Below are 20,915 nucleotides of genomic sequence, written 5' to 3' on the forward strand. Positions count from 1 at the left end.
TTGAGCTTGATACGCTTTGGTTTGTATCCCTTGGTGGACACTATGGATTCACTACGCTGATTTTTCTAACAAATGGGCAACCACCTTGGTAGCCTCTTCAAATTCAAAATCTTCGATCAGATCAATCAGCCGCTTGCTGGTCGCCTCGTCCAACTTATGGCTGGCGGCAAGCTCACGCACCTGTTCAACTGATTGCGTATCACAACTGAGCAACAGTGCTTCCAGCTGAGTAAAATCCTCTTTCGTCACCTTTAAACTAACCACATTTGTTCGCTTAACTAAGGGTGTATCTTCCTGATTTAGTTCACTCAGCTGCTTGTGTAGACCCCTCAGAAATTCAGTCAGATGCTCTACCTGTTCCAACTCAACTAGCTCACCGCTGCCAATCGCTTTTTCAATCTCTGCGGCGCGTTTTGATAAGTCATCCATGCATAAATTGGCACTAGCGCCTTTCAAAGAGTGAGCAATACGCTCAGCATGTTCCAGATCACCTATGACCAGCGCCTGATTCAAATTGATGGTTTCCTCAATTTGGTTTCTGGCAAATTTCTTAATAATGCTCCAAAACGCCTTGTCATTGCCGCCCAGCCGCTTGATTGCACGTTCAACGTCTACACCAGCTATTTCGATTTGCTCATCGTTTTTCGCTTCCTTGCCTTTATCCAGCTGCATTTCAGTTTGCAGCGCAACAGGTTCAGTAGGCTCAGATTGCTTATATAAGTGACAGCGTATTGTTTCTGCCATTTGATTGAAGTTGATTGGTTTACCAATATGGCCATTCATTCCGGCAGATTGACACTTTTTAAGATCTTCCTTCATAACGTTTGCTGTCATTGCGATAATTGGTAATGCATTAAACTGACTGAGCTTTCTGATGTACTTTGTTGCAGAATACCCGTCCATAACAGGCATTTGTATATCCATCAGTACAATGTCAAACGCTTGTGTCTTAATCATTTCGACCGCAACCTGACCATTTTCAGCAATACTCACCTGGAGGTTTAACGAGGACAGCATTTCTTTGGCGATTTCCTGATTTGTGCTGTTGTCTTCAACCAAAAGTACATGCTGCTGCTCAAACAAAAGCGCAGTATTGTCGATCTTTTTATATGACTCATTGCCCCCCTTCTGATCCGACAACTGAAAAGACTCCATGATCGAATTGAGCAGCACAGACGCATTCACGGGCTTCAAAATGACCGAATCAATAAGTTCATTCACCTCTGAGTTCATGCCAATATCCGTTCCATATGCTGTCACAAGCACATATTTAGGTTCTGTTTCCAGCTCTAATGCCCGAATATGTTTTATCGCATCAATACCGCTCATATGCGGCATTTTCCAGTCCATAAAAATAATGTCGTAGCCCCCGGCTTGCGCCAGTTCGACGGCACCTGAACCGCTGGCAGAGCATGTCACCTGAAACTTCATTGCTTTAAGCAAATTAGTTAAAATGGCCCGTGCACTTTCATTATCATCGACAACCAGTGCTTGCTTACCCGCGAGCTGACTGTCAGGACAAATTACATTGGTGAGCTTAGCTGACTGTAAGCCACTCTTTATGGTGAAAAAGAACTCAGAGCCTTTCCCCTGCCCACTGTGAACACCAATAGAGCCCCCCATGAGCTCCACAAGCTTCTTGCAGATACTCAGACCAAGCCCAGTACCACCATACTTACGTGTGATTGAACCATCTGCCTGCGAAAAGGCCTGAAACAACTTATTTTGCTGCTCGCGAGACATGCCAATGCCCGTATCTTTCACCGAGAACTTTAAGGTTACCTGGTCTTCAATTTGCTCGGCGGCGGTCACCGAAATAGTAATTTCACCCTGCTCAGTGAATTTAATGGCGTTACCACACAAATTAATCAGGATCTGCCCCAAGCGCAGGGGATCGCCAACCAGGCTAATTGGCACATCAGGGGCGATATCTAGCAACATCTCCAGGCCTTTCTCCTGCACCCGAATCACATTGATGTTGACCACATTGTCCAGGACCTCTTGCAAAGAAAAGTCGATGTGTTCAATTTCAAGCTTACCTGACTCAATTTTGGAAAAATCTAATATATCGTTAATGATCCCCAGCAAACTTTTCGCGGCTTGATCTATTTTATTGATATAGCCCATCTGTTGAGGGGTAAGATCGGTTCTAAGCGCCAAATGGCTCATTCCGATAATGGCATTCATCGGGGTTCGGATCTCGTGGCTCATATTTGCCAAAAACTCCCCTTTTGCGGTACTCATTTCATCGGCTTTATCCTTAGCCTGCCTTAATTCTTGCTCCATATGTTTGCGCTCTGTCACGTCAAGCAGCAAACCGACCACGCCTGCAAGCCGATTTTCAGCATTGGTAAATAACGCCTCATACACAATGAAATTTCTGGGGTCGCCTTCTGCATTCTCGATTGTTATTTCATAATGGTGGTTTGACTCTCTGTCGATTAAATCCTGATGAGATTGCTCAAAAACCTGAGCAATCTCGTAATCGAAAATATCCTCAGCCGTGGCGTCCAACACATCGGCATCGAATGTCCCAAAGTATTGATTAAAAACGCTATTTACGCCTAAATATTGGCCTTCGCTATTTTTGTAGTACATGGGGCTGGGGATGGCGTCGAGAATTTTCTTATTCAACTCAAGCTGCTCGACAATGCGCTTTTCTGCTTTAGACTGTAGGTCAATATTCTGGGTCAATTGCAAACTCACCGCCAGATCATTAATAACCGATTTAACCCACTTGTAGTCCTGCTCCGTCAGTTCAACCAGGCTGCCTAATTCCAATAACCCGATACTGTCGTTACTCACCACCAGCGGGAAGTAATATAGCTCACTAATAGAGAGCTTTTGTCCGTTCAACTCGATAGCATATTGCTCTTTTTCAAACTTCATAGAGTAGGGCTTTTGAGTGCTAAGAACATGAAAGTGAATGGAGTCATAATTGCTGTATGTTGTGGCGCAGCTACTGCTATAACCTGTTCCGGCAACTCGGTTAAGTGCTTTCTGATCTTCAAATACATATAAGCCAAGTAAGGGAACGGATAACCGCTGCTCCAGAAACTGTAACAGCTCTTCACCAAGATCATGCGGACTTTTCTTGCCCCGCAATGCAAGGCCAAAATCCTTCATAATGGTGTTAAACTCAAGTTGCTCAGATAAGTCATTAAGCAGCTTGTTCATAGACATAGAGAGGTCTGACAGCTCCCCTTTTACAGATTCATCAAGCGTAAAATTATAGTTACCTTGCTCCACATTGCTGACCACCTGCTTTTGGATAGAGGCAACGGGGTTAATATACAGTTTCCACAGCAGATAAAATGACAATGCAATATTGATAAGTAAAATCAGATTAAATATGTTTCTGAACATATAAGCAGCGCTGAGACTGTCTTGATGGCTTTGCAATTCATTATTCAGGCGTGTTGCAATGGCTCTGTGCGCCTCGCCAATTGCGGTCATAATTTTTGATTTTTCGGCTAAAAACGTATCGCTGAATAAAATCTTCTGCGCACTTGTTAAATCGGGTTCCCCGCCTTCCACCCAATTCCCATACTCATCCCGATAGATCCCCTGAATGGCGTTAAAAGCCTGCCTTTCTAACCCCACTAATCCATTCGACGTGGACAGGGCATTTTGCATTTGCAACAGTTCAAAATCTTGTGCACCAAGTTGTTGGAAGCGCTCGATAATATTATGCCCGTCTTCTATCCGCTGTAACTTTGGCATGCTGGCATGAGGTGACGCGAGATTATCCCAATAATCGAAAGTATTGGCGCTTTGGGCTTGCACTTTGCCATCCCGTACAAGCAAAACAAACTGAAACAACTGCTGCCATTTTTCATCGCCGGTTACCGCATAGGCCCGGGCAAAATTAGTTAAGTTATCCGAGCTGAGTTTCAATTCATGGGCAAGTTCCGTAAGCTGAAATAACTGAGCTTGCTTCTGTGATAAGGCATTGACCTCTACCCTGACAAAATGCGACATCAAGCCGATCCCACAACTCACAACCAGCATCATTAAAAAAGTGATAAAGAAGCTAGCTCTTAAGCTTTTCATTTTACTCTATCCCTATTTGGCGTTTCACTAATAATAGACCTATATTTCTGAGTACGTCGTGCAATCGTGCAACATAGTGGTAACAGAGGCTATGGAAGAACTGAAGACCGTGCTGGTAGTAGATGATGTGAAAGAGAACCTGGCTTTCATGGCGGAAATTATCAAAGACAAATATCGTGTATTGGCAGTAAAAAGTGGCGAAGCCGCGATTAACCTTGTTGAGAACAATCAGATAGATATTATTTTGCTGGACGTTGTGATGCCACAAATGAATGGCTACGATGTCATTAAGTATCTGAAGTCACATGAGTCTCACTGTGAAATTCCGGTCATCTTCCTGACCGCAAAAACCAGTGTCTCGGATGAAGAAAAAGGTTTTATGCTGGGCGCATGTGATTATATCAACAAACCAATTAGCCCCCCCATCCTGTTGGCTCGCCTAAATACGCATCTGCTAAACAAAGAATCTAAAGATATTCTTAAAAACAAAAACAATTACTTAGAAGAAGAAGTCCAGAAACGGACCGAGCAAATGTCGCAGCTGCAGGACGTTACTATTCAGGCAATGGCAAGCCTTGCAGAAACCCGGGATCAGGAAACCGGTAATCATATTCGCCGTACACAACTTTATGTCAAGTTGCTCGCCACCATACTCAGTGGCAAAGAAAAGTATAAGCAGATACTGACCCCCGAAGTCATCAATATTTATTACAAATCTGCGCCACTGCATGATATTGGCAAAGTTGGCATACCGGACAATGTACTACTCAAACCAGCCCGGCTTACAGCTGAAGAGTTTGAGATTATGAAAAGCCATACCGTATTTGGCCGCAATGCTATCGAAACAGCCGAGTCAGCGCTGGGCCAGACCGACAGCTTTTTACAAACAGCAAAAGAGATTTCTCATTATCACCATGAAAAATGGGATGGCTCAGGTTACCCCGAAGGCCTCAAAGGAGAAGATATCCCACTCAGTGCCAGGCTGATGGCCATTGCCGATGTTTACGATGCACTCATCAGTCGACGAGTTTATAAAGATGCCATGGAACACAGCGACGCAATTGCGATTATGAAAGAAGGCCGAGGTAGTCATTTTGACCCCGAACTATTAGATGAATTTCTGGCACAAGAAAGCGCATTTTTTAAGATTTCTCAACAATACCGGGACTAAGATCGAACGGGGGACTTATGCCTTACTCAATTTTATTAGTGGACGATGATGAGGTAAACCATGACATCGCAATGACCATGCTGGGCGAAACACATAGCTACTTTTCGGCATTTAATGGGAAAGACGCACTGACACTGTTCAGTGAACGAAAGTACGATGCTGTTTTACTGGATGTCGTCATGCCGGGAATGAACGGCTACGAGGTTTGTCAGGCAATTCGCAATGCCTCAAGTCATAACGATACCCCGGTTTTATTTGTGTCATCCAAAGACTGTATTGACGACAAACTGGAAGGCTTTAAGGCGGGTGGTGATGATTACATCACCAAGCCATTTGATGCAGACGAGCTGGCTTTCAGAATCGAACGCCTGGTGAAGTACAGCAATGAAATAGATACTTTGAAAGTAAACTGCGAAGCCGCTGAAGAAGTCACGATGACCGCCATAACCAGTTGCAGCGAGCTGGGGCTGTGCCTTGAGTTTATTGAAAACACATATCGGTGTAATACACTCTCAGAGCTCTCCACAGCCATCCTGGCGCTCTGTCAAAACCTTAACCTGAAAGCGTCCTTACAGCTCGGGTTACTGGGAGAGTTTCGGGATTTTAGCAACTTTGGCGTAATTAACCCGCTTGAGCGCGAATTATTAAAAAAAGGCCGCGAGAGCAAAACCGTTATCAATATTGAAAAGCGGAGCTTCTTTAACAGCGCATATTGCTCCTTGCTGGTTAAAAATATGCCCACAGACGACGAAGAGAAATATGGGCGCTTCAATGACATCCTGGCTCTGGTCGTCAGAGGGGCGAATGCCAGACTAAAAAGCCTGGAGAGCAATGTTCAGGCTATTCAGGCAAAAAACCAGGGCCTTAAGGAACTAAGCCAGATTGCCAGCAAAGATTTAGAAAGTATCGAGCACATTTTTAAGCACTATAATGAATCGTGTCAGGAGCTGATTGAACGACTTATCTTTGATATCGAGGAGTCAATGCTAACATTTGGGTTCAGCGATGCGCAGGAGCGGACAATTCGCGAGACCCTCGACGGAGCAAAGGACGATTTGCAACAGATACAAGCACACTCAGAAGACATGTCGACAACCTTTAATGACTTTTTTATCAAGCTGGATAAGCTAATCGATTAATGCTGAGGGTAATATCAGGGTTAAATGCATCATGGCACTCAGTGTTTTTACATCGAAAGCGAGTGCCATGCTAAGCAAAGAAACCGCATACACCGGGGGCTCAAATCAGGAAAGCGACTTGCTCATTACAACCACATCCACGCCGCGATAATTTACTCGTTCCTGTGCTTTCCAACCTAAACGCTGGTAAAGCCCGCCGTCTTGTTGTTCGGTTTGTAAGTGTAGTTCCCGGACACCAAAAGACTGAGCCAACTGCTCGATTCTTTTTACCAACGCAGAAGCGACCTGCTCCCCTCTTGCGTGAGGTGCGACATACACACCTCCCAGCCAGTGCGTTTTATCCGGGTAAATGGTCATTTCGTGAAAGCGCAGGTGAGCAACGCCGACAGGTTTGTTTGCCTGCATTGCCAGCAACGCCAGTGGGATAGCATCTTTTTGCAGATACCCTGCGAGCTTATCTTCAAACGAGTTTACTGTGGCGCCAGGAGCCAGCGCCCCCCACTCGTTGAAATACCAGTGAGCAACCAGCGCCGTAAACTCCGGTCTTTCAGCGAGAAAGCAAAATTCCAATGTAATCATGCCTGGTCTGTTTGTTGAATAGGTCCACTGTCGCAATATTGATACAGACTTGCAAGAAAGTAATAACTCCGTGCTTTTTGTCTGTTTGTACAAAACATTCAAGGCCTTTCAACTTCGAAAATTTGCATCCGGAATGCCGACTAAATCAATTACCTGATGAATATTTTAATATAACATCAAATGGCCATTGTAATTAAAAGTGCACTTTTCTCATGGCTGGCAAGATGTGCCAGCCCCACATTTTTTAGGACAGACTATAAAAGGAAAGTAAGTATGATCTCTAAGTTATTACCAAGCTGTGCTTCAGCGTTATGTGTGAGCGCCACGCTGGCACTCGGACTTCTCCCCACTTTCTCTGCCACCGCAGCGACACAAAATGGATATTGTGAAATATCCAGAACCCAACCGGGCGCGCCGCCTATGAGTTGGGACAACAATGACTACGTGACAACCGCCAAATACTCCGTCTTTGGCGCCGAGAGCTGTGAAGTCCCAAACAATGCGACTATCACCAATATTCGCGCGAGTTTTACTGCCTATGCGGATAGACAAGTACTGACCCGGGGCCTGCTGCTGGGCGATTATATTCTCACAGTTAGCGCATCTTCTCCCTATTTACCTAATCCGCTAACGGGTCAGGTGAAGGCCATTATGTCGGCATACGGTGCAAACTCGTTAGGGTCTTCAACAGTAAACCTACCCTTTAATGGTACTCGCTTAGATAATCTGTCATTCACTCTGAAGGCACAGCTGAGCAACAGCGTGAGTTTGCGGTGTGCTAATAGAAACCCCGCTGAATGCGAAGACTATATGTATTTCGAATACACCATCGGCGTTGATTATGAATATGAAGTGCCTGGTGTGCCTGATGCACCAGGCTGGATCAATGCCTCAGCTTCAGGTAACAGCGTGAATGTAAACTGGGAACCTGTCAGCGGTGCAACCTATAAAGTTGCCATTCAATATAACAACAATAGCTGGACCGACTATCAATATATTCCAAGTCCGGCTTCGGCGTCCTACATGAGTTGGCACAACTTAAATGATGGTAATCGTCGTTATCGCGTCGTTGCTTGTAATAGCTATGGCTGCTCTCAACCTTCGCCGATCTCAAACACAGTTACAGTGAGCTCAGGCTTGGGTACACCCAACGCGCCATACGCCAGATTAAATGGCAATACCATCATTGTGGATTGGAACGATGTGCCTGGCGCATATCAGTATGTACTTTCAATCAAGTACAACAACAATAACTGGACTGACTACCGGTTCTACAGCGCACCAAACACGTCCAGTATCTCTTGGTCAAACTTAGGGTCAGGCAACAGGCAATATCGCGTCAAAGCATGTACACAAAGTGGCATTTGCTACAACGCATCACCTGCATCTAACGTTGTAAGTAACTAACGCTTTAATCCGCGTCGGCTACCAACCTCAATGCTTTGAATGAAGGTTGGTAGTCGCCATTGAGTAATGAATTAGCCTGCAATTAAGGAGCGTTGAAATTTGTTAAGCTATATAAGTCGGCTTTTCTTCAGAATGAGTGACATAATTTTCGTTTATTCTATAGGTCGCCTTTCTAATCTGGTTGTGCTTGAGTAAGGGGTTTAGCAGTGGTAATTTATTTGCTTCGTTATCGCAATGAATGATGCGTATATAGGGCTGTTGAAAGCGTTAACAGGCCTGAAGTAATGCCAGTACGCCCGTCATTTTTACAGGGAATAAGCGTTAAATGTTATGGCCACAAATTACAAATTTAAAAAAGTGAAAGCTGGCAGGGATCACATTGCCGACAACTTCCACAATGCACTGAGCCTTTCTGATATGGCACAGCACGCGCATATCTCTCCCTACCATTTTTTACGGGTTTTCAAGGACACTTATGGCGAAACGCCCAATGAATTTTTGATCCGGCTCAGAGTAGCACACGCAAAGAAACTGCTGATTACCGAAAACCACAGTGTCTCAGAGATTTGTGAGCATGTGGGTTATTCAAGTCTTGGCAGCTTTTCCTCTTTATTTTTAAAGCAAACAGGCATGGCACCGACTTTATATCGACGCAAACTTTGGGCCTTGTCAGCTGAGCCATTTTGCTTTCCCGCTCAGGCCATACCGGCCTGTTATGCTCGTCACTTTTTAGGCAAATAGCGCAATATTGGAGAAACCTTTGCTGGATTTTATCTATACAATAAAGGTGAACTCACAACAAGGAATATGAAGATGATCACATCCATAGCGCATGCCACAATATATGTACTAAATCAGGACGAGGCGCTTGATTTTTATAAAAATAAGCTTGGTTTCGAAATCGGTGATGATATGAAAGTAGAAGGTGGTTTCCGGTGGTTAACTGTCTATCCGAAATCGAATTCACAGCTCCAGCTGGTATTAGCAGAGCCAAAAGAAGGGCCCATGTTTAACAAAGAGGCTGCCGAAAAAATACGTAGTTTAATTGCAGAAGGCGCATTCGGCGCAGGCGTCTTCGAAACGGAAAATTGTCAGCAAACGTACGAAGAGCTTGTCGCCAAAGGCGTGGAATTCATTCAGCCGCCAACAGAGCAATTATATGGCGTAGAAGCCATGGGTCTGGACAACTCCGGAAACTGGTTTAGTTTGGTACAAAGATAAAACCAGATCACTAAATAAAGTCAGCAAGTCGCGCCATGCGGCTCTGCTGCTTTGCCTTGCATATATTAAGCACCTAAGAAGTGCTCACTATTTTGTGTCTATCACTCTCCGGGCTCTGGCTGCCTACATGATTTTCGTGGTAATAGCCGCTCCACCTGCGGTCTTTGATACACACTAATACACCTAATGTAACAACAGCACATTCAAATCCGCCGGTTTTCCATCGCTGACAGATAAAACCTTATGCGCAACCAAATCGTGCCCAGTCCTGCGAAAACTTGTCGCTGCGCGTTCAGGCAGCAAATCTACTTGTTAGGCTAATATTACTATTTCGTTACATTGCTAACCAAGATTTAATAGTCCCTCGATCTCGCGAGTATCAAATGCACCCATTTTATATGGGTACTTATCCTAAACAATGAACGAAAACAGCCATGCTGCTTGGTATGGCTGGGGGATTAGTATGACTACTTTACACGCAAGATATAAAGCCTGGCTGATCAAATTCAGTGGCTTAGCGCTACTACTTGTTAGCCTGGGCATAAAAGCAAATAGTGACTGGATCATTGGCTCGGGGATCTATGATATTACCGGCCCGGCCGCCGATCGGGGCATGGTAGGATATGGCGATGTTGGGCAGACCACCAAAGGGATACACACACGCCTTTGGTCCCGTGCATTTGTGATTGGTAAACCAAACTCAAACCAACTTGTCACCTTCGTCAGTGCAGATCTGCAAAGCATTACCCAGGGTGTGCACCAGGGCGTGCTCAAAAAAATTGCCGGTGACCCGCTGATAGCACCTTTTTTTAACCAAAACAATGTGATGCTCAGCGCAACTCATGTTCATGTTGGCCCGGGTGGTTATGATCACAACATCATGCTTAATATGAGTGCGCTGGGTTATGACGAAGATAATTATAACACCATAGTCAACGGCATATATCTGTCCATCCGTAACGCCTATCTAAACAGAGGCTTGGGCAGTATTCACATTAATCAGGGAGAATTATCTGGCGCGGCCGTTAACCGCAATTTGACTGCATATAACCAAAACCCGGATGCCGATGACTATGACACTCAGATAAATGAAACCATGACCTTGCTAAAACTGGTGAAAAGCAATGGCCAGGAAATTGGTATGATCAACTGGTTTGGTGTACATAATGTATCGAGCAATCAGAATCAGCGACTTATTACCGGAGACAACAAAGGGGTTGCTGCCCAGCTGTTTGAAAAGCACAAAGGGGCGAACTGGCCACTGTCGGGTCAGTTTGTCGCTGCCTTCGCAAACAGCGAAGAAGGGGATGTTTCGCCCAATGTATGTGGACCGGAAGATGGCTGTGCAGGCAAAGGTAACAATGAGGCAAACGTCGCGCTATCAGCAAACAAGCAATACAACAAAGCGCTGAGCCTTTATAACAATGCAACAGACGCACTCAGTGGCGCATTGGATGTACGTTTTCAGTACGTAAAACTGCCAGGGTTAAACGTTTTGGGTCAGTACACTGGAAATGGCAATCAACGACTATGTGAGGGTGCCATTGGATTTTCAATGACAGCCGGAGCAACCTATGACGGCCCGTCTGGCCAGTCGGGTGTATTTGAAGGCATGACACAAGACAATGAAGGAGCGAGCTGGGATCGTGGTACAGTAATAGGTGCTGTGGGCGGTGCGTTTAAGTTCATTAATGATTTTGCTGGCCTGCTCGGATTTGATAAAAACGTGCTGGGCAGCAAAGCCCATGAGGCATGTCAGTATCCTAAACCCACCTTTTTGCCCACACAACTGGGCTCCGGCGCACACCTGTATACAGATACCCTACCCTTCCAGCTCTTTCAGATTGGTAATATGGCACTCGTGGGGATTCCGGGCGAAATGACCACCATGGCAGCACGCCGCCTGCGCAGTGATTTACAGGCAGCACTTGCCCCTCGTGGCATCACCACTGTAGTTTTTGCCGGGCTGGCGAATGCTTATGGCGGGTATATCACAACCAAAGAGGAATATCAGATCCAGTATTACGAAGGTGCACATACCCTGTTTGGTCAGTATAGCCTGGCGGCCTATCGGCAAATCTTTAGCGGCCTTGCCAATGCTCTGGTACATGACGATAACCTCAACACCGGCCCAAGCCCGCTGGACTGGTCAAATAAACAAAAAGTTTATGCCATTGGTGTAGTTTATGATGATAAGCGGTTGTGGGAGTCCTTTGGGCAAACCTGGAGCGATGCCAACAGCAGTTACGTGCGTGGTAATACGGTTAAGGTGAAGTTTCGCTCTGGCCATCCTCAGAATAACTTTAAAACGATGTCGAGTTTTATGGAGGTGCAGCGATATGAAAACGGTGGCTGGTCAACTGTCTTAACTGATAATGACCTGAGCACTAAGTTCACCTGGATCCGCGATACCGCTGCTGACTGTATGGCCTGCTCATTTGCTCAGCTGGAATGGACTATCAATCCGGATATGCCCAGAGGTACCTACCGTATCAAGCACACAGGTCACTGGAAAAGCGGTTGGGGCGGCAAGATACGCAGTTACTCAGGCCAGAGCCGCTCATTTACAGTGAACTAATTTTGTTTATTGCCCGGCCATGTTTTACATGGCCCTTTGCAAACCGGCGCTTTTGTCAAATTCAATAACCTTCATCAAAACACCCACCTGATCTGACTTTCCTAGCATCCTCGCTCCATACGCGAGTATACCCAACCTGAACTCACCCAGTTTTACATCGTTAATTCATGACAACATCGGATATACAAAATTTCTTATTCCCTCTATCATCAATTAAAAAACTTGAATATTTACTCTATTTGGAAAAACCTGACGCAAAACAGTCACACCTCAATGCTTAATCCAAATGACTAAAAACCACTATGACAACACAAAAAACCAACACAGAAAAAAGCACAGAAGCTTTCATCAGCACACTTTACCGTGAAGCCGCACGCATACCACCCAATGAATACCGCGTATGGGCTTTAGAGCAACTATCCCGGGTCATCGACTTTGACGCCACGTTCTGGGGCAGCGGCAACAGCGCGGATATTCACTTTCATTATGTTTGTCATCTTGGTTTAGACGAGCAATATGCCCACCATTTGCAACAAACATTAGCCATTAATCCGATAAAAGAGGCGGTAATTAATAACCTCGGCAAACCGGTCAATATGCAGGATGTCATCGCAGATGATGCCTTTTACCAGTCAGAGTTATATCAAAAACTGTTTAAGCCCTATGGCATTGAACGCATTTTGGCTGCGGGTCATTTTGACCAGGACAATGGCCTGTATTCACTGATCAGTTTATATCGCTTCGACCGCCAACATGTTTTTACCGAGCAAGAGCGCCAGTTGCAGGAGCGACTGGTATTTCACCTGGTCAACGCCGTCTCTCACGCCTTTTTCCTGCACTTGCGAGTTGGCAGTGCGCTGCAACAAACCCAGGATCAAGCTACATCTGCTATTTGCGACAGTAACGGGTGTTTCCACCAGGTGCAACCGCGCTTTGTCGCGTTATTGAATGAGTATTTTCCCAATCGCACCGGGGTGACTCTGCCCTTTGCGATAGGTACAGACCAAACCACCATGGAGATTAATAATCTGGCAGTTTCGTTTCGCGCGCTTGGTGAGCTGTTTATGGTCACGCTCAGACTGCCCGGTCCGCTCGACACCCTGAGCCAGCGCGAAAGCCAAATTGTTGAATGGGTATGTAAGGGCCTGACTTTTAAAGAAGTTGCCAAGCAGCTAAATGTGGCTCCTTCAACCGTGTCCAATCACCTGTACCGTATTTACGACAAGATAGGGATAAACAGCCGCAGTGAACTGGCACAACTGGTAGATAGCCAGCGCTCAGGGTGAGTGAGATAGAGTCCGAGGCTGAGCGGGTGTTGACGCTAGTCGATAGATATAAGGGCACCGTACACTTATCGCACTTTATTAAATCTTCCCGGTTAGGGAGCCGAGTGGTGTTAAGCAGCTCCCGGGTCGCAAGCGACCGGGATGACAAAGGGGTGTTTTAATTAAAGCACTGGCTTTGCAAGCTCAAACCCACATTTGTACTGCGCATCTCTTTCTAAACTGCCACACTGTAATAGCTGAGCGGTTACCTTTGCAAAATCTCTAATGACAGGCTGACCGGTAGCGCTGCGATGACAACTCTCTGCGCGGTAAGCTGAATATGCCACTTTAGGCAGCGCTTCATGAGAATAAATGTCCGCAATCACCTCGAACATTTGCTCACCCAATAGCCGCTGTGCAGACATACTCTTTGGATAACCTGCTAACACTTCTTTTGATGGTAAGGGAGCCAGCATTTGTTGTTTGGTTTTCCCCTGGCTTTTGTGTGAAAATGCAGAGTCTGTTATTTGGATCAACTGCATACATACTAGCGATGACTGCCTGTTTTCAGTTTGTGCAGCACCTTGCATTGAAATCACAAGTAAGATAATTACCAAAATATATTTCATATTATTCCTTTTATTACTATCTGCTAACGAGTGCAAACCAATTCTTTTTGCAATTGAGCCTTAAGTTCATATGCATGAGTTTAAAGCAACGCCGCTTGCTCCACCACAATAGCGTGGCGCTGGGCCAGGCGCAGGTGATCTTTGTCGTAGCCGCCACCAATCACCGTGGCCACCGGAATACCAGCTTGCTGGCAGGTCTTGAGCACCAGAGCATCGCGCTGCTCCAAACCCCGCCAACTGATATCCAGCTTACCCAGACCGTCGTGCTCCCAGATATCCACCCCAGCGTCATACAATACCAAATCTGGATTAACGTCTTCGAGCAAGCCTGTCAGGGTGTCTTCTACGATATGCAAGTAGTCCGCGTCTTTCAAATTGTTCGCCAGACCAATATCCAGATCACTGTTGTGTTTTCGAAACGGAAAGTTTTTTTCGCAGTGAATAGAGCAGGTAAACACATAAGGGTTATGTTTAAGCATGGCTGCGGTGCCATCGCCCTGATGGACATCCAGATCAAAGATCAGCACATTGTTTACTTTACCTTGCTCTATCAGGGTTGTAGAAGTAAAGACTAAATCATTGACCATACAATAACCTGAGCCAAAATCGTAGTGAGCATGGTGTGTGCCACCAGCCAGGTGACAGGCTACACCGTTTTGCAGCGCCAGCTCTGCAGTTTTGAGTGTGCCAAGCGGAGCGGTAAAGGTCCGTGCCATGAGCTGCTCTGACCAAGGCAGGCCGATACGACGCATCGATTTAGCATCAAGTTGATTACGCCACAGATCCCATAAGTAAGTATCACAGTGCACCGCTTCCAGTGGCTCCGGTGACCCCAGCTCAGGCTGATATACATTGTCGCCAATCAACCCCATTGCCCTCACCTGCTGATAGAGATTAGCGAACTTACTCATCACAAAGCGGTGATTAGGATCGAAACTGAATGAATAGTTGGGGTGATACACCAGCGGCAGGCTGGTATTGAGTGATTGGCGGTTTATATACATATCCAAAACAACATATAACGAGGATGGCGAGAGTGTAGCGCATCTTTCCACCTTGTGGTTAGTATGGCAACATATCATCACCTAAACTTTGCGTATTTTGCCTTATGGAACTGAACTTTGCCGATTTTTCACCAACCCAGATATATCACCTTATGACTCAAACCGTGATCCCAAGGCCCATCGCCTGGGTTCTAACAGAGTCCGACGACCAAAACTACAATCTGGCCCCCTTCTCTTACTTTACAGCGGTATCCAGTGCGCCCCCTTTACTGATGTTCTCAGCTGGTAAAAAACCGACAGGGGAAATTAAAGACACAGTAAAAAACGTCAAATCAACACGTAGATGTGTGATACACATTGCCTCAGAGCATGACGCTGAGCTGGTAACTCAAACGGCAGCAACGCTGCCGCATGGCGAATCAGAGGTGACAGCCAACGATATAAAGCTCGCTGAATTCACAGGCTTTGAGATGCCACGTATCGCACATTGTGATATCGCCTATGGCTGTGAGTTGTATGAAATTCAGGAAATCGGTGATACTCCGCAAAATCTGGTGTTTGTGAAAATCATCAGTTTGTACCTGAGCGACAAAGTGACTGAGCTGGACCACAAACAACGCATTAAAGTATTGGCCGATAAAGCCGCCCCACTGGCACGTCTGGGTGGTGGGGAGTACTCAGGGATCACAGCCCCATTTGCGAAAGTCAGACCGGCTTAAAGCTCGGTAATGAAACCAGGGCTCATTTTCTTTCGATGTACGCTTGAGCCCTCACATCTCAAGCTCTTTTGGTGAAGTGCTCACTCACAATAACCCTCTGTATTTCAGAATGGTATTTGCCATTGCTCAGAGCAATAAGTTCAAACCGAGTTCACACACCATGATTCCCCTTTCACACGGTTTCGGTATACTGGCCGCCAAAAACTCACAAGAAGAACAAGAAAATGATTGGAATAGGTGAAATAGCTGCCATCAGCGCCGCATTTGTTTGGGCGTTTTCAACACTGATATATAAGCGCTTTAGTCACCATCTTAGTCCATTTGAACTCAATGTCAGCAAAGGCGTGATCGCTGCTGCCCTAATGGTATTATGCATGCTTATTGTGCAAGATACTGCATATCCTGTATTACCATCCAGCTGGGCTTGGCTGATTGCCAGTGGCGTTTTAGGTATTGCCATTGGAGACAGCGTCTATTTCGCTGCGCTCAGAAATATTGGCCCTGCACGCACTTTGGTCGTAGAAAGCCTTGCACCAGCTATTGCTGGCATCCTAAATATCCTGATCCTGGGTGTCTATCTTAGTCCGCTTGCCTGGCTTGGTATTCTGATAACAACCTGTGGTGTCATTGTTGCGATTAGACCTACCAAAGCTCAACCTATCTCAGATAAAAAACACTATCTGCTTGGCATCGCGTTTGCGCTCACTGCCGCAACCTGCCAGGCCGCCGGCATGGTGCTCTCTAAAGGCGCGTTAAATAGTGAAACCATCAGTAGCTTATGGGCTGCATTAATCCGTCTTTCATCTGGCACCTTGTTTGTTGCTTGTCTGGTCGCCTGTTTAAAGTCACAAAGCCTAAACCAGGCACTGACATTGAGGCAATTGTCGGGTAAACGCTGGTTATTTGTTGCTGTCTTTTTTGGCACTTTCATTGGTTTGTGGTTACAACTCCTATCTGTCAACCACACAGACCCGGCAATTGCACAAACCATTTTTGCCACAGCGCCACTCATGGTGATGACTCTGGGCTTGATCCGAAAAGAAACCATCACCAGAGCGATGTTATGCGGCGGTGTCATTGCACTGTTTGGCGTATTTTTGTTATTACAGGGGGCCTGACTCGCTCACGACCGCTGAATAATATGACCTGAACATCCCTATCTATGACTGAATATTTTGATTATACAAAGCCCGGACAAGTTTATCGCCGGGCGATTCTCTGGCGCTTTCTGAGCTTTGTCTAAATTATGGGAATACAGTAAACCCCGCATCGAGCACATACGTACAAAGCCCTAACTGTATAAAGAATGGAAGTTACACATGGCTAAAAATGTATTGGGTGGAGAGTTGCAGTCTTGCTGCACAGACCCATTGACCGGTTTTTTAAGGGATGGATTTTGCAATACCAACCATATGGATATTGGTACTCACGTAATTTGTGCAACAGTCACAGAGGCTTTTTTGACTTTTACCCAATCCAGAGGCAACGATTTAACCACGCCACATCCGGAATATCATTTTCCAGGCTTAAAACCCGGAGATGGTTGGTGTTTATGCGCGCTGAGATGGAAAGAAGCCTATGAAGCCGGGGTGGCACCACCTGTCAACCTTGAAGCAACGCACGAAAATGCGTTGTAACTCATCTCTTTAGAGGTTCTCAAAGCACATCAACAATAAAACAACTGGCTAAAGAAACCCTCTCTAGTCAGAGTATTATACTCTGTACTAGAGAGCTACAGCTGCCAGCCCCTGACTTTATAATTCCCTTACTTTTAACTTAGAAAAAGCGTTAACACGCAATAAAACCAAGCTCACTAAACAATTATTCTCAACCACAAAATGTTACAACATAACATATCAACAAAAACAATAAGGAACCCTCATGCCAATGCGATTTCACTCTCAAGTATTGTCCATTGCACTTGCAGGTACGCTGACCATCAGTAGTCAAGCAACCGCGCAAATAAAACTGACCCCCACTGAATTACAAGGCCTTGCTTACCAAAAAGCGCTCATTAATGGCCAACTAGACGCCAGTATTCCCACCCCAGAGAGTATTCTGGGCTTTCCTGTTGGTCAAAAAGCGGCAACACCAGCACAAATTACCGACGCACTAAAACAGTGGCAACAGGTCAGTGATAAAATGCAAGTTGTAGAATATGCACGCTCTCACGCAGGCAGGCCCTTACACTATGTGGTTATTTCATCTCCAGAAAACCTAAAAAACACCGCTCGGATCAAGTCGGATATCGGTAAGTTAGCAAACCCAAAAAACCTCTCAAAGAGTGAAGAAAAGCGCATTATAAACAGACTGCCAGCCGTCGCCTGGCTTGCCTATACTATTCATGGCAATGAGGGGTCAGGCAGTGATGCAGGACTTGCGGCGATCTACCAATTAATAGCATCACAAGAAAAAGACATTCAAGATATGCTTGAAAAAAGCGTCATCATTGTCGACCCTCTTATGAACCCTGACGGTCGTGCGCGCTTTACGCAGGAGCTTCAGCAACGTCGGGGGGTTGCCCCCAACGTGGACACCCAATCGACATTGCATACCGACGCATGGAGAGCTGGCCGTAGTAACCATTACTTGTTTGACTTAAACCGTGACTTTATCTTGGGCGTTCACCCTGAAACGCGCGGTATTGTTAAATCAATCAATGAATGGAATCCGCAATTAATGATTGATGCGCACGAAATGGGCCCAATGGACTCTTATTTATTTGGTTTGGCGCGAGAGCCTGTAAACAAAAACTTGTCTGTATCAGGCAGGAAATGGGGTGGGATTTTTGCGCAAGATCAGGCTCAAGCTTTTGATGATCAAAACTGGCCATACTACACAGGTGAATGGTTAGAAAACCTTTACCCGGGTTATTCAAGTTATGCCGCATTCCGAGGCACTATTCACATTCTGTACGAACAAGCGCGCATCAAAGAAGATGGTGTCATGCAACCAAATGGCCGTATTGTAAGTTATGCTGAAGGAGTTAATAAACAGCTTGTCAGTAGCCTGGTTAACGTAAAAACACTCATTAAGCACTCTAAAGACATCTATCGCGACTTTGTGAGCGACAAACGTAAGCTCATTTCAAAAAACAGCCCATATGCTGATAGAACATTTGCCATTTTACCGTCTGAGAACCACCAGCGTATGGCCAAGTTTGTTGATTTAATGCAGTTGCAAGGCTTTGAGATGCATCATACCACGCAGCCTATTGCTGTTAAAAATGCCACTAATCAGCTTGGTAATTCCGTCTCACAAATGCTCCCCACAGGCACATTGATCATTCGCAATCGCCAGGCTCAGGGGCGGCTTGTCTCCACTATGCTGGAATTTGATACCAAGATAGACGACAGTGTGCTAATTGAGGAGCGTCAACGCGTACTGCGTGATGGTTCCAGCTTAATGTATGACGCCACTGCATGGAACATCACCATGATGCACGGTGTTGAAGCCCTGGCCATTCCAAGCGATATCAATGATAACATTCGCCCTTACTCTGCCCCTGAAAAACGTCCGGCAATGATTAAAAAAGCGAATTCCATTGGCTATGTGGTCAATGGCACTAATGATGCTTCGGTAGGCTTTGCAGCTCGCTTAATGGAACGAGGGATTACAACACGTATCCTTGACAAAGAAACGGCCCTGGATGGGGTAAATATGAGCCGGGGCACCATTGTTGTCTCACGCTACGACAATGAGTTCTTTGCCGGTGACTTAGATGCGGTAATCGAGAAAACAGCACAGGAAATGGCTGTCACTGCGCATGCGGTAGCAGGCGGTATGGGTAAAGGCGACTTGCCTGATTTTGGTGGTGAGCACTTTAAGGTACTGAATCAACCAAAAATCGCCATTCTTGGCGGCCCTGGCATCAGCTCATTAGATTTTGGTGCAATTTGGCATAGTATCGACAATAATCTTGGGATCCGTCATTCTCATATAGACTCAAATCGCTTTAATATCACAGACCTGAGACGCTACAACACGTTCATCGTGCCAACAACCTGGTACAACCGGTTGGGTCAAAGTGAGCTATCAGCATTAAAAACATGGACACAAAACGGTGGCACACTCATTGCCATAGATGGCTCAGTAGCCCCGTTTGTAGATAAAGATGCTCAATTCAGTCGGGTAAGGCAAATTCAGGATACCTTCAAAGACATAGCCAGATATGACGTTGCCTTACAAAAAGAGTGGTTGGCGCAAAAACAAGGTTACCCTGAGGTGAGCCTGGCCTGGCAATACAATGCTTCTGAGTCAGTCAACTACCCCTGGAACAGCGAGTCAAAAACACCAAGCGAGAAGCAACTGAAAAAGCAAGATGACTGGCTTGCGCAATTTATGCCAGCAGGTGCTCTGGTTGCCGCTCGTACCGACCAAAAACATTGGTTAACTTTTGGTGCCCCGAAAGTGATTCCGGTTTTGACTGCCCAAAACCCGGTTTTGATGGCCAAAGAAGGTGTGCAGGCGCCAGTAAGGTTCGGTGCATACCAGGAAATGGACGACAAAGAATGGAAAAAACGAATGAAAAGTGCAGCAGGTAAACCACTTAACCGCACAATAAACTGGGCAACGTTACCTGACAAACAAACTCTGACGCTGCGTATGAGTGGCCTGTTATGGCCAGAAGCAAGCAAACGAATCGCGAATTCAGCTTACTTGACACGAGAGCGACTGGGTAGAGGACAGGTTATATTGTTCTCAGGCCAGCCTGCATTTAGAGGCTCTACACTCGCCACCAACCGGTTATTATTGAATGCGATTGTATATGGATCTGGCTTGGGTACTCATCAGCCAATCAAAAGTCTTTAATGACCTTACTTGACGCATATTGAAGCCAACAGCCCTGCAACACTTAGCTTGCAGGGCTTTAGTGCGATTCAACGAAAGCATCTGTAATAGGGAAATTGGCTCTACTTCAGTTATCGAGTACTTCTAACAATTTGACCTTACACCAGTGTGATTTATCACCTCGGTCAACGTACCAGATATTGACCTTTTTTTGCTCATTAATGCAGCTAATGCCGCTCCATGAACGGACGAACTCTTGGTCCACAGCTCACAAGTTACCACCGGATTATCGGGGTTGGGGCCAATTCGGCCACTCTCATTTATAACCATCCAGACATTCACTGAGTCATCATTTGTTT

15 protein-coding genes are annotated in these 20,915 nt (G+C 45.8%); 11 read left to right on the forward strand and 4 right to left on the reverse strand.

Features of this window, described 5'->3' with window-relative positions; all coding sequences use genetic code 11:
• Positions 1-51: 51 nt before the first annotated feature.
• Positions 52-4,053: a hybrid sensor histidine kinase/response regulator gene (locus MHN31_RS06335; RefSeq protein WP_239443784.1), complete on the reverse strand. Its 4,002-nt coding sequence runs from the start codon at positions 4,051-4,053 to the stop codon at positions 52-54.
• Positions 4,054-4,144: 91 nt separating this feature from the next.
• On the opposite strand from MHN31_RS06335, the gene MHN31_RS06340 reads away from it, so the two are divergent.
• Positions 4,145-5,224 carry a two-component system response regulator gene (locus MHN31_RS06340; RefSeq protein ID WP_138539238.1) on the forward strand — a complete coding sequence of 360 codons (1,080 nt, stop codon included), beginning with the start codon at positions 4,145-4,147 and terminating at the stop codon, positions 5,222-5,224.
• Positions 5,225-5,241: 17 nt separating this feature from the next.
• Positions 5,242-6,363, forward strand: coding sequence for a response regulator (locus MHN31_RS06345; protein WP_239443785.1), 1,122 nt, complete (start codon positions 5,242-5,244; stop codon positions 6,361-6,363).
• A 105-nt stretch (positions 6,364-6,468) separates the two neighbouring features.
• On the opposite strand, the gene MHN31_RS06350 is transcribed toward MHN31_RS06345, so the two are convergent.
• The gene (locus tag MHN31_RS06350; RefSeq protein ID WP_275446759.1) at positions 6,469-6,942 is read right to left on the reverse strand and encodes a GNAT family N-acetyltransferase; all 474 of its coding nucleotides are present in this window, start codon (positions 6,940-6,942) and stop codon (positions 6,469-6,471) included.
• Between the two features lie 273 nt (positions 6,943-7,215).
• Here MHN31_RS06350 and MHN31_RS06355 point away from each other — a divergent pair, with 273 nt between their 5' ends.
• The 5 genes from MHN31_RS06355 to MHN31_RS06375 all read left to right on the forward strand — a co-directional run bounded on the left by MHN31_RS06355 (position 7,216) and on the right by MHN31_RS06375 (position 13,434).
• Positions 7,216-8,349, forward strand: a complete 1,134-nt coding sequence (locus MHN31_RS06355) for a fibronectin type III domain-containing protein (protein WP_239443786.1) — start codon at positions 7,216-7,218, stop codon at positions 8,347-8,349.
• A 330-nt stretch (positions 8,350-8,679) separates the two neighbouring features.
• The gene (locus MHN31_RS06360; protein ID WP_138539235.1) at positions 8,680-9,090 is read left to right on the forward strand and encodes an AraC family transcriptional regulator; all 411 of its coding nucleotides are present in this window, start codon (positions 8,680-8,682) and stop codon (positions 9,088-9,090) included.
• Between the two features lie 72 nt (positions 9,091-9,162).
• Positions 9,163-9,570, forward strand: a complete 408-nt coding sequence (locus tag MHN31_RS06365) for a VOC family protein (RefSeq protein WP_010380361.1) — start codon at positions 9,163-9,165, stop codon at positions 9,568-9,570.
• A 463-nt stretch (positions 9,571-10,033) separates the two neighbouring features.
• Entirely contained in the window at positions 10,034-12,148 is a 2,115-nt protein-coding gene (locus MHN31_RS06370) for a neutral/alkaline non-lysosomal ceramidase N-terminal domain-containing protein (protein WP_239443787.1), read from the forward strand.
• Positions 12,149-12,450: 302 nt separating this feature from the next.
• Positions 12,451-13,434 (forward strand): LuxR family transcriptional regulator, encoded by a 984-nt coding sequence (locus tag MHN31_RS06375; protein ID WP_239443788.1) that lies wholly within the window; start codon positions 12,451-12,453, stop codon positions 13,432-13,434.
• 161 nt (positions 13,435-13,595) lie between these two features.
• On the opposite strand, the gene MHN31_RS06380 is transcribed toward MHN31_RS06375, so the two are convergent.
• Both MHN31_RS06380 and MHN31_RS06385 read right to left on the reverse strand, forming a co-directional pair.
• A complete protein-coding gene (locus MHN31_RS06380; RefSeq protein WP_239443789.1) occupies positions 13,596-14,042 on the reverse strand; it encodes a hypothetical protein in 447 nt (148 codons plus the stop codon).
• Positions 14,043-14,122: 80 nt separating this feature from the next.
• Complete coding sequence (locus MHN31_RS06385; protein ID WP_138539231.1) at positions 14,123-15,046, reverse strand: histone deacetylase; 924 nt, start codon at positions 15,044-15,046, stop codon at positions 14,123-14,125.
• 104 nt (positions 15,047-15,150) lie between these two features.
• Between MHN31_RS06385 and MHN31_RS06390 the strand changes: the two genes are divergently transcribed.
• From MHN31_RS06390 to MHN31_RS06405, 4 genes are all read left to right on the forward strand, one after another.
• Positions 15,151-15,765, forward strand: coding sequence for a flavin reductase family protein (locus MHN31_RS06390; protein ID WP_125557686.1), 615 nt, complete (start codon positions 15,151-15,153; stop codon positions 15,763-15,765).
• Between the two features lie 224 nt (positions 15,766-15,989).
• Positions 15,990-16,883: a DMT family transporter gene (locus MHN31_RS06395; protein WP_239443790.1), complete on the forward strand. Its 894-nt coding sequence runs from the start codon at positions 15,990-15,992 to the stop codon at positions 16,881-16,883.
• 201 nt (positions 16,884-17,084) lie between these two features.
• Positions 17,085-17,402: a DUF2237 domain-containing protein gene (locus MHN31_RS06400; protein WP_239443791.1), complete on the forward strand. Its 318-nt coding sequence runs from the start codon at positions 17,085-17,087 to the stop codon at positions 17,400-17,402.
• 244 nt (positions 17,403-17,646) lie between these two features.
• Positions 17,647-20,577 (forward strand): M14 family zinc carboxypeptidase, encoded by a 2,931-nt coding sequence (locus MHN31_RS06405; RefSeq protein ID WP_239443792.1) that lies wholly within the window; start codon positions 17,647-17,649, stop codon positions 20,575-20,577.
• Positions 20,578-20,915 lie beyond the last annotated feature (338 nt).

It is taken from the genome of Pseudoalteromonas sp. McH1-42, assembly GCF_022347845.1.
GTDB classification, from domain to species: Bacteria; Pseudomonadota; Gammaproteobacteria; order Enterobacterales; family Alteromonadaceae; genus Pseudoalteromonas; species Pseudoalteromonas rubra_D.

What these genes read in the sequence shown, in the direction of transcription:
- MHN31_RS06360 (WP_138539235.1), top strand. Translation starts at nt 8,680, where the DNA reads ATGGCCACAAATTACAAATTTAAAAAAGTGAAAGCTGGCAGGGATCAC.
- MHN31_RS06390 (WP_125557686.1), top strand. Translation starts at nt 15,151, where the DNA reads ATGGAACTGAACTTTGCCGATTTTTCACCAACCCAGATATATCACCTT.
- MHN31_RS06345 (WP_239443785.1), top strand. Translation starts at nt 5,242, where the DNA reads ATGCCTTACTCAATTTTATTAGTGGACGATGATGAGGTAAACCATGAC.
- MHN31_RS06375 (WP_239443788.1), top strand. Translation starts at nt 12,451, where the DNA reads ATGACAACACAAAAAACCAACACAGAAAAAAGCACAGAAGCTTTCATC.
- MHN31_RS06405 (WP_239443792.1), top strand. Translation starts at nt 17,647, where the DNA reads ATGCCAATGCGATTTCACTCTCAAGTATTGTCCATTGCACTTGCAGGT.
- MHN31_RS06365 (WP_010380361.1), top strand. Translation starts at nt 9,163, where the DNA reads ATGATCACATCCATAGCGCATGCCACAATATATGTACTAAATCAGGAC.
- MHN31_RS06385 (WP_138539231.1), bottom strand. Translation starts at nt 15,046, where the DNA reads ATGTATATAAACCGCCAATCACTCAATACCAGCCTGCCGCTGGTGTAT.
- MHN31_RS06340 (WP_138539238.1), top strand. Translation starts at nt 4,145, where the DNA reads ATGGAAGAACTGAAGACCGTGCTGGTAGTAGATGATGTGAAAGAGAAC.
- MHN31_RS06395 (WP_239443790.1), top strand. Translation starts at nt 15,990, where the DNA reads ATGATTGGAATAGGTGAAATAGCTGCCATCAGCGCCGCATTTGTTTGG.
- MHN31_RS06355 (WP_239443786.1), top strand. Translation starts at nt 7,216, where the DNA reads ATGATCTCTAAGTTATTACCAAGCTGTGCTTCAGCGTTATGTGTGAGC.
- MHN31_RS06380 (WP_239443789.1), bottom strand. Translation starts at nt 14,042, where the DNA reads ATGAAATATATTTTGGTAATTATCTTACTTGTGATTTCAATGCAAGGT.
- MHN31_RS06335 (WP_239443784.1), bottom strand. Translation starts at nt 4,053, where the DNA reads ATGAAAAGCTTAAGAGCTAGCTTCTTTATCACTTTTTTAATGATGCTG.
- MHN31_RS06350 (WP_275446759.1), bottom strand. Translation starts at nt 6,942, where the DNA reads ATGATTACATTGGAATTTTGCTTTCTCGCTGAAAGACCGGAGTTTACG.
- MHN31_RS06400 (WP_239443791.1), top strand. Translation starts at nt 17,085, where the DNA reads ATGGCTAAAAATGTATTGGGTGGAGAGTTGCAGTCTTGCTGCACAGAC.
- MHN31_RS06370 (WP_239443787.1), top strand. Translation starts at nt 10,034, where the DNA reads ATGACTACTTTACACGCAAGATATAAAGCCTGGCTGATCAAATTCAGT.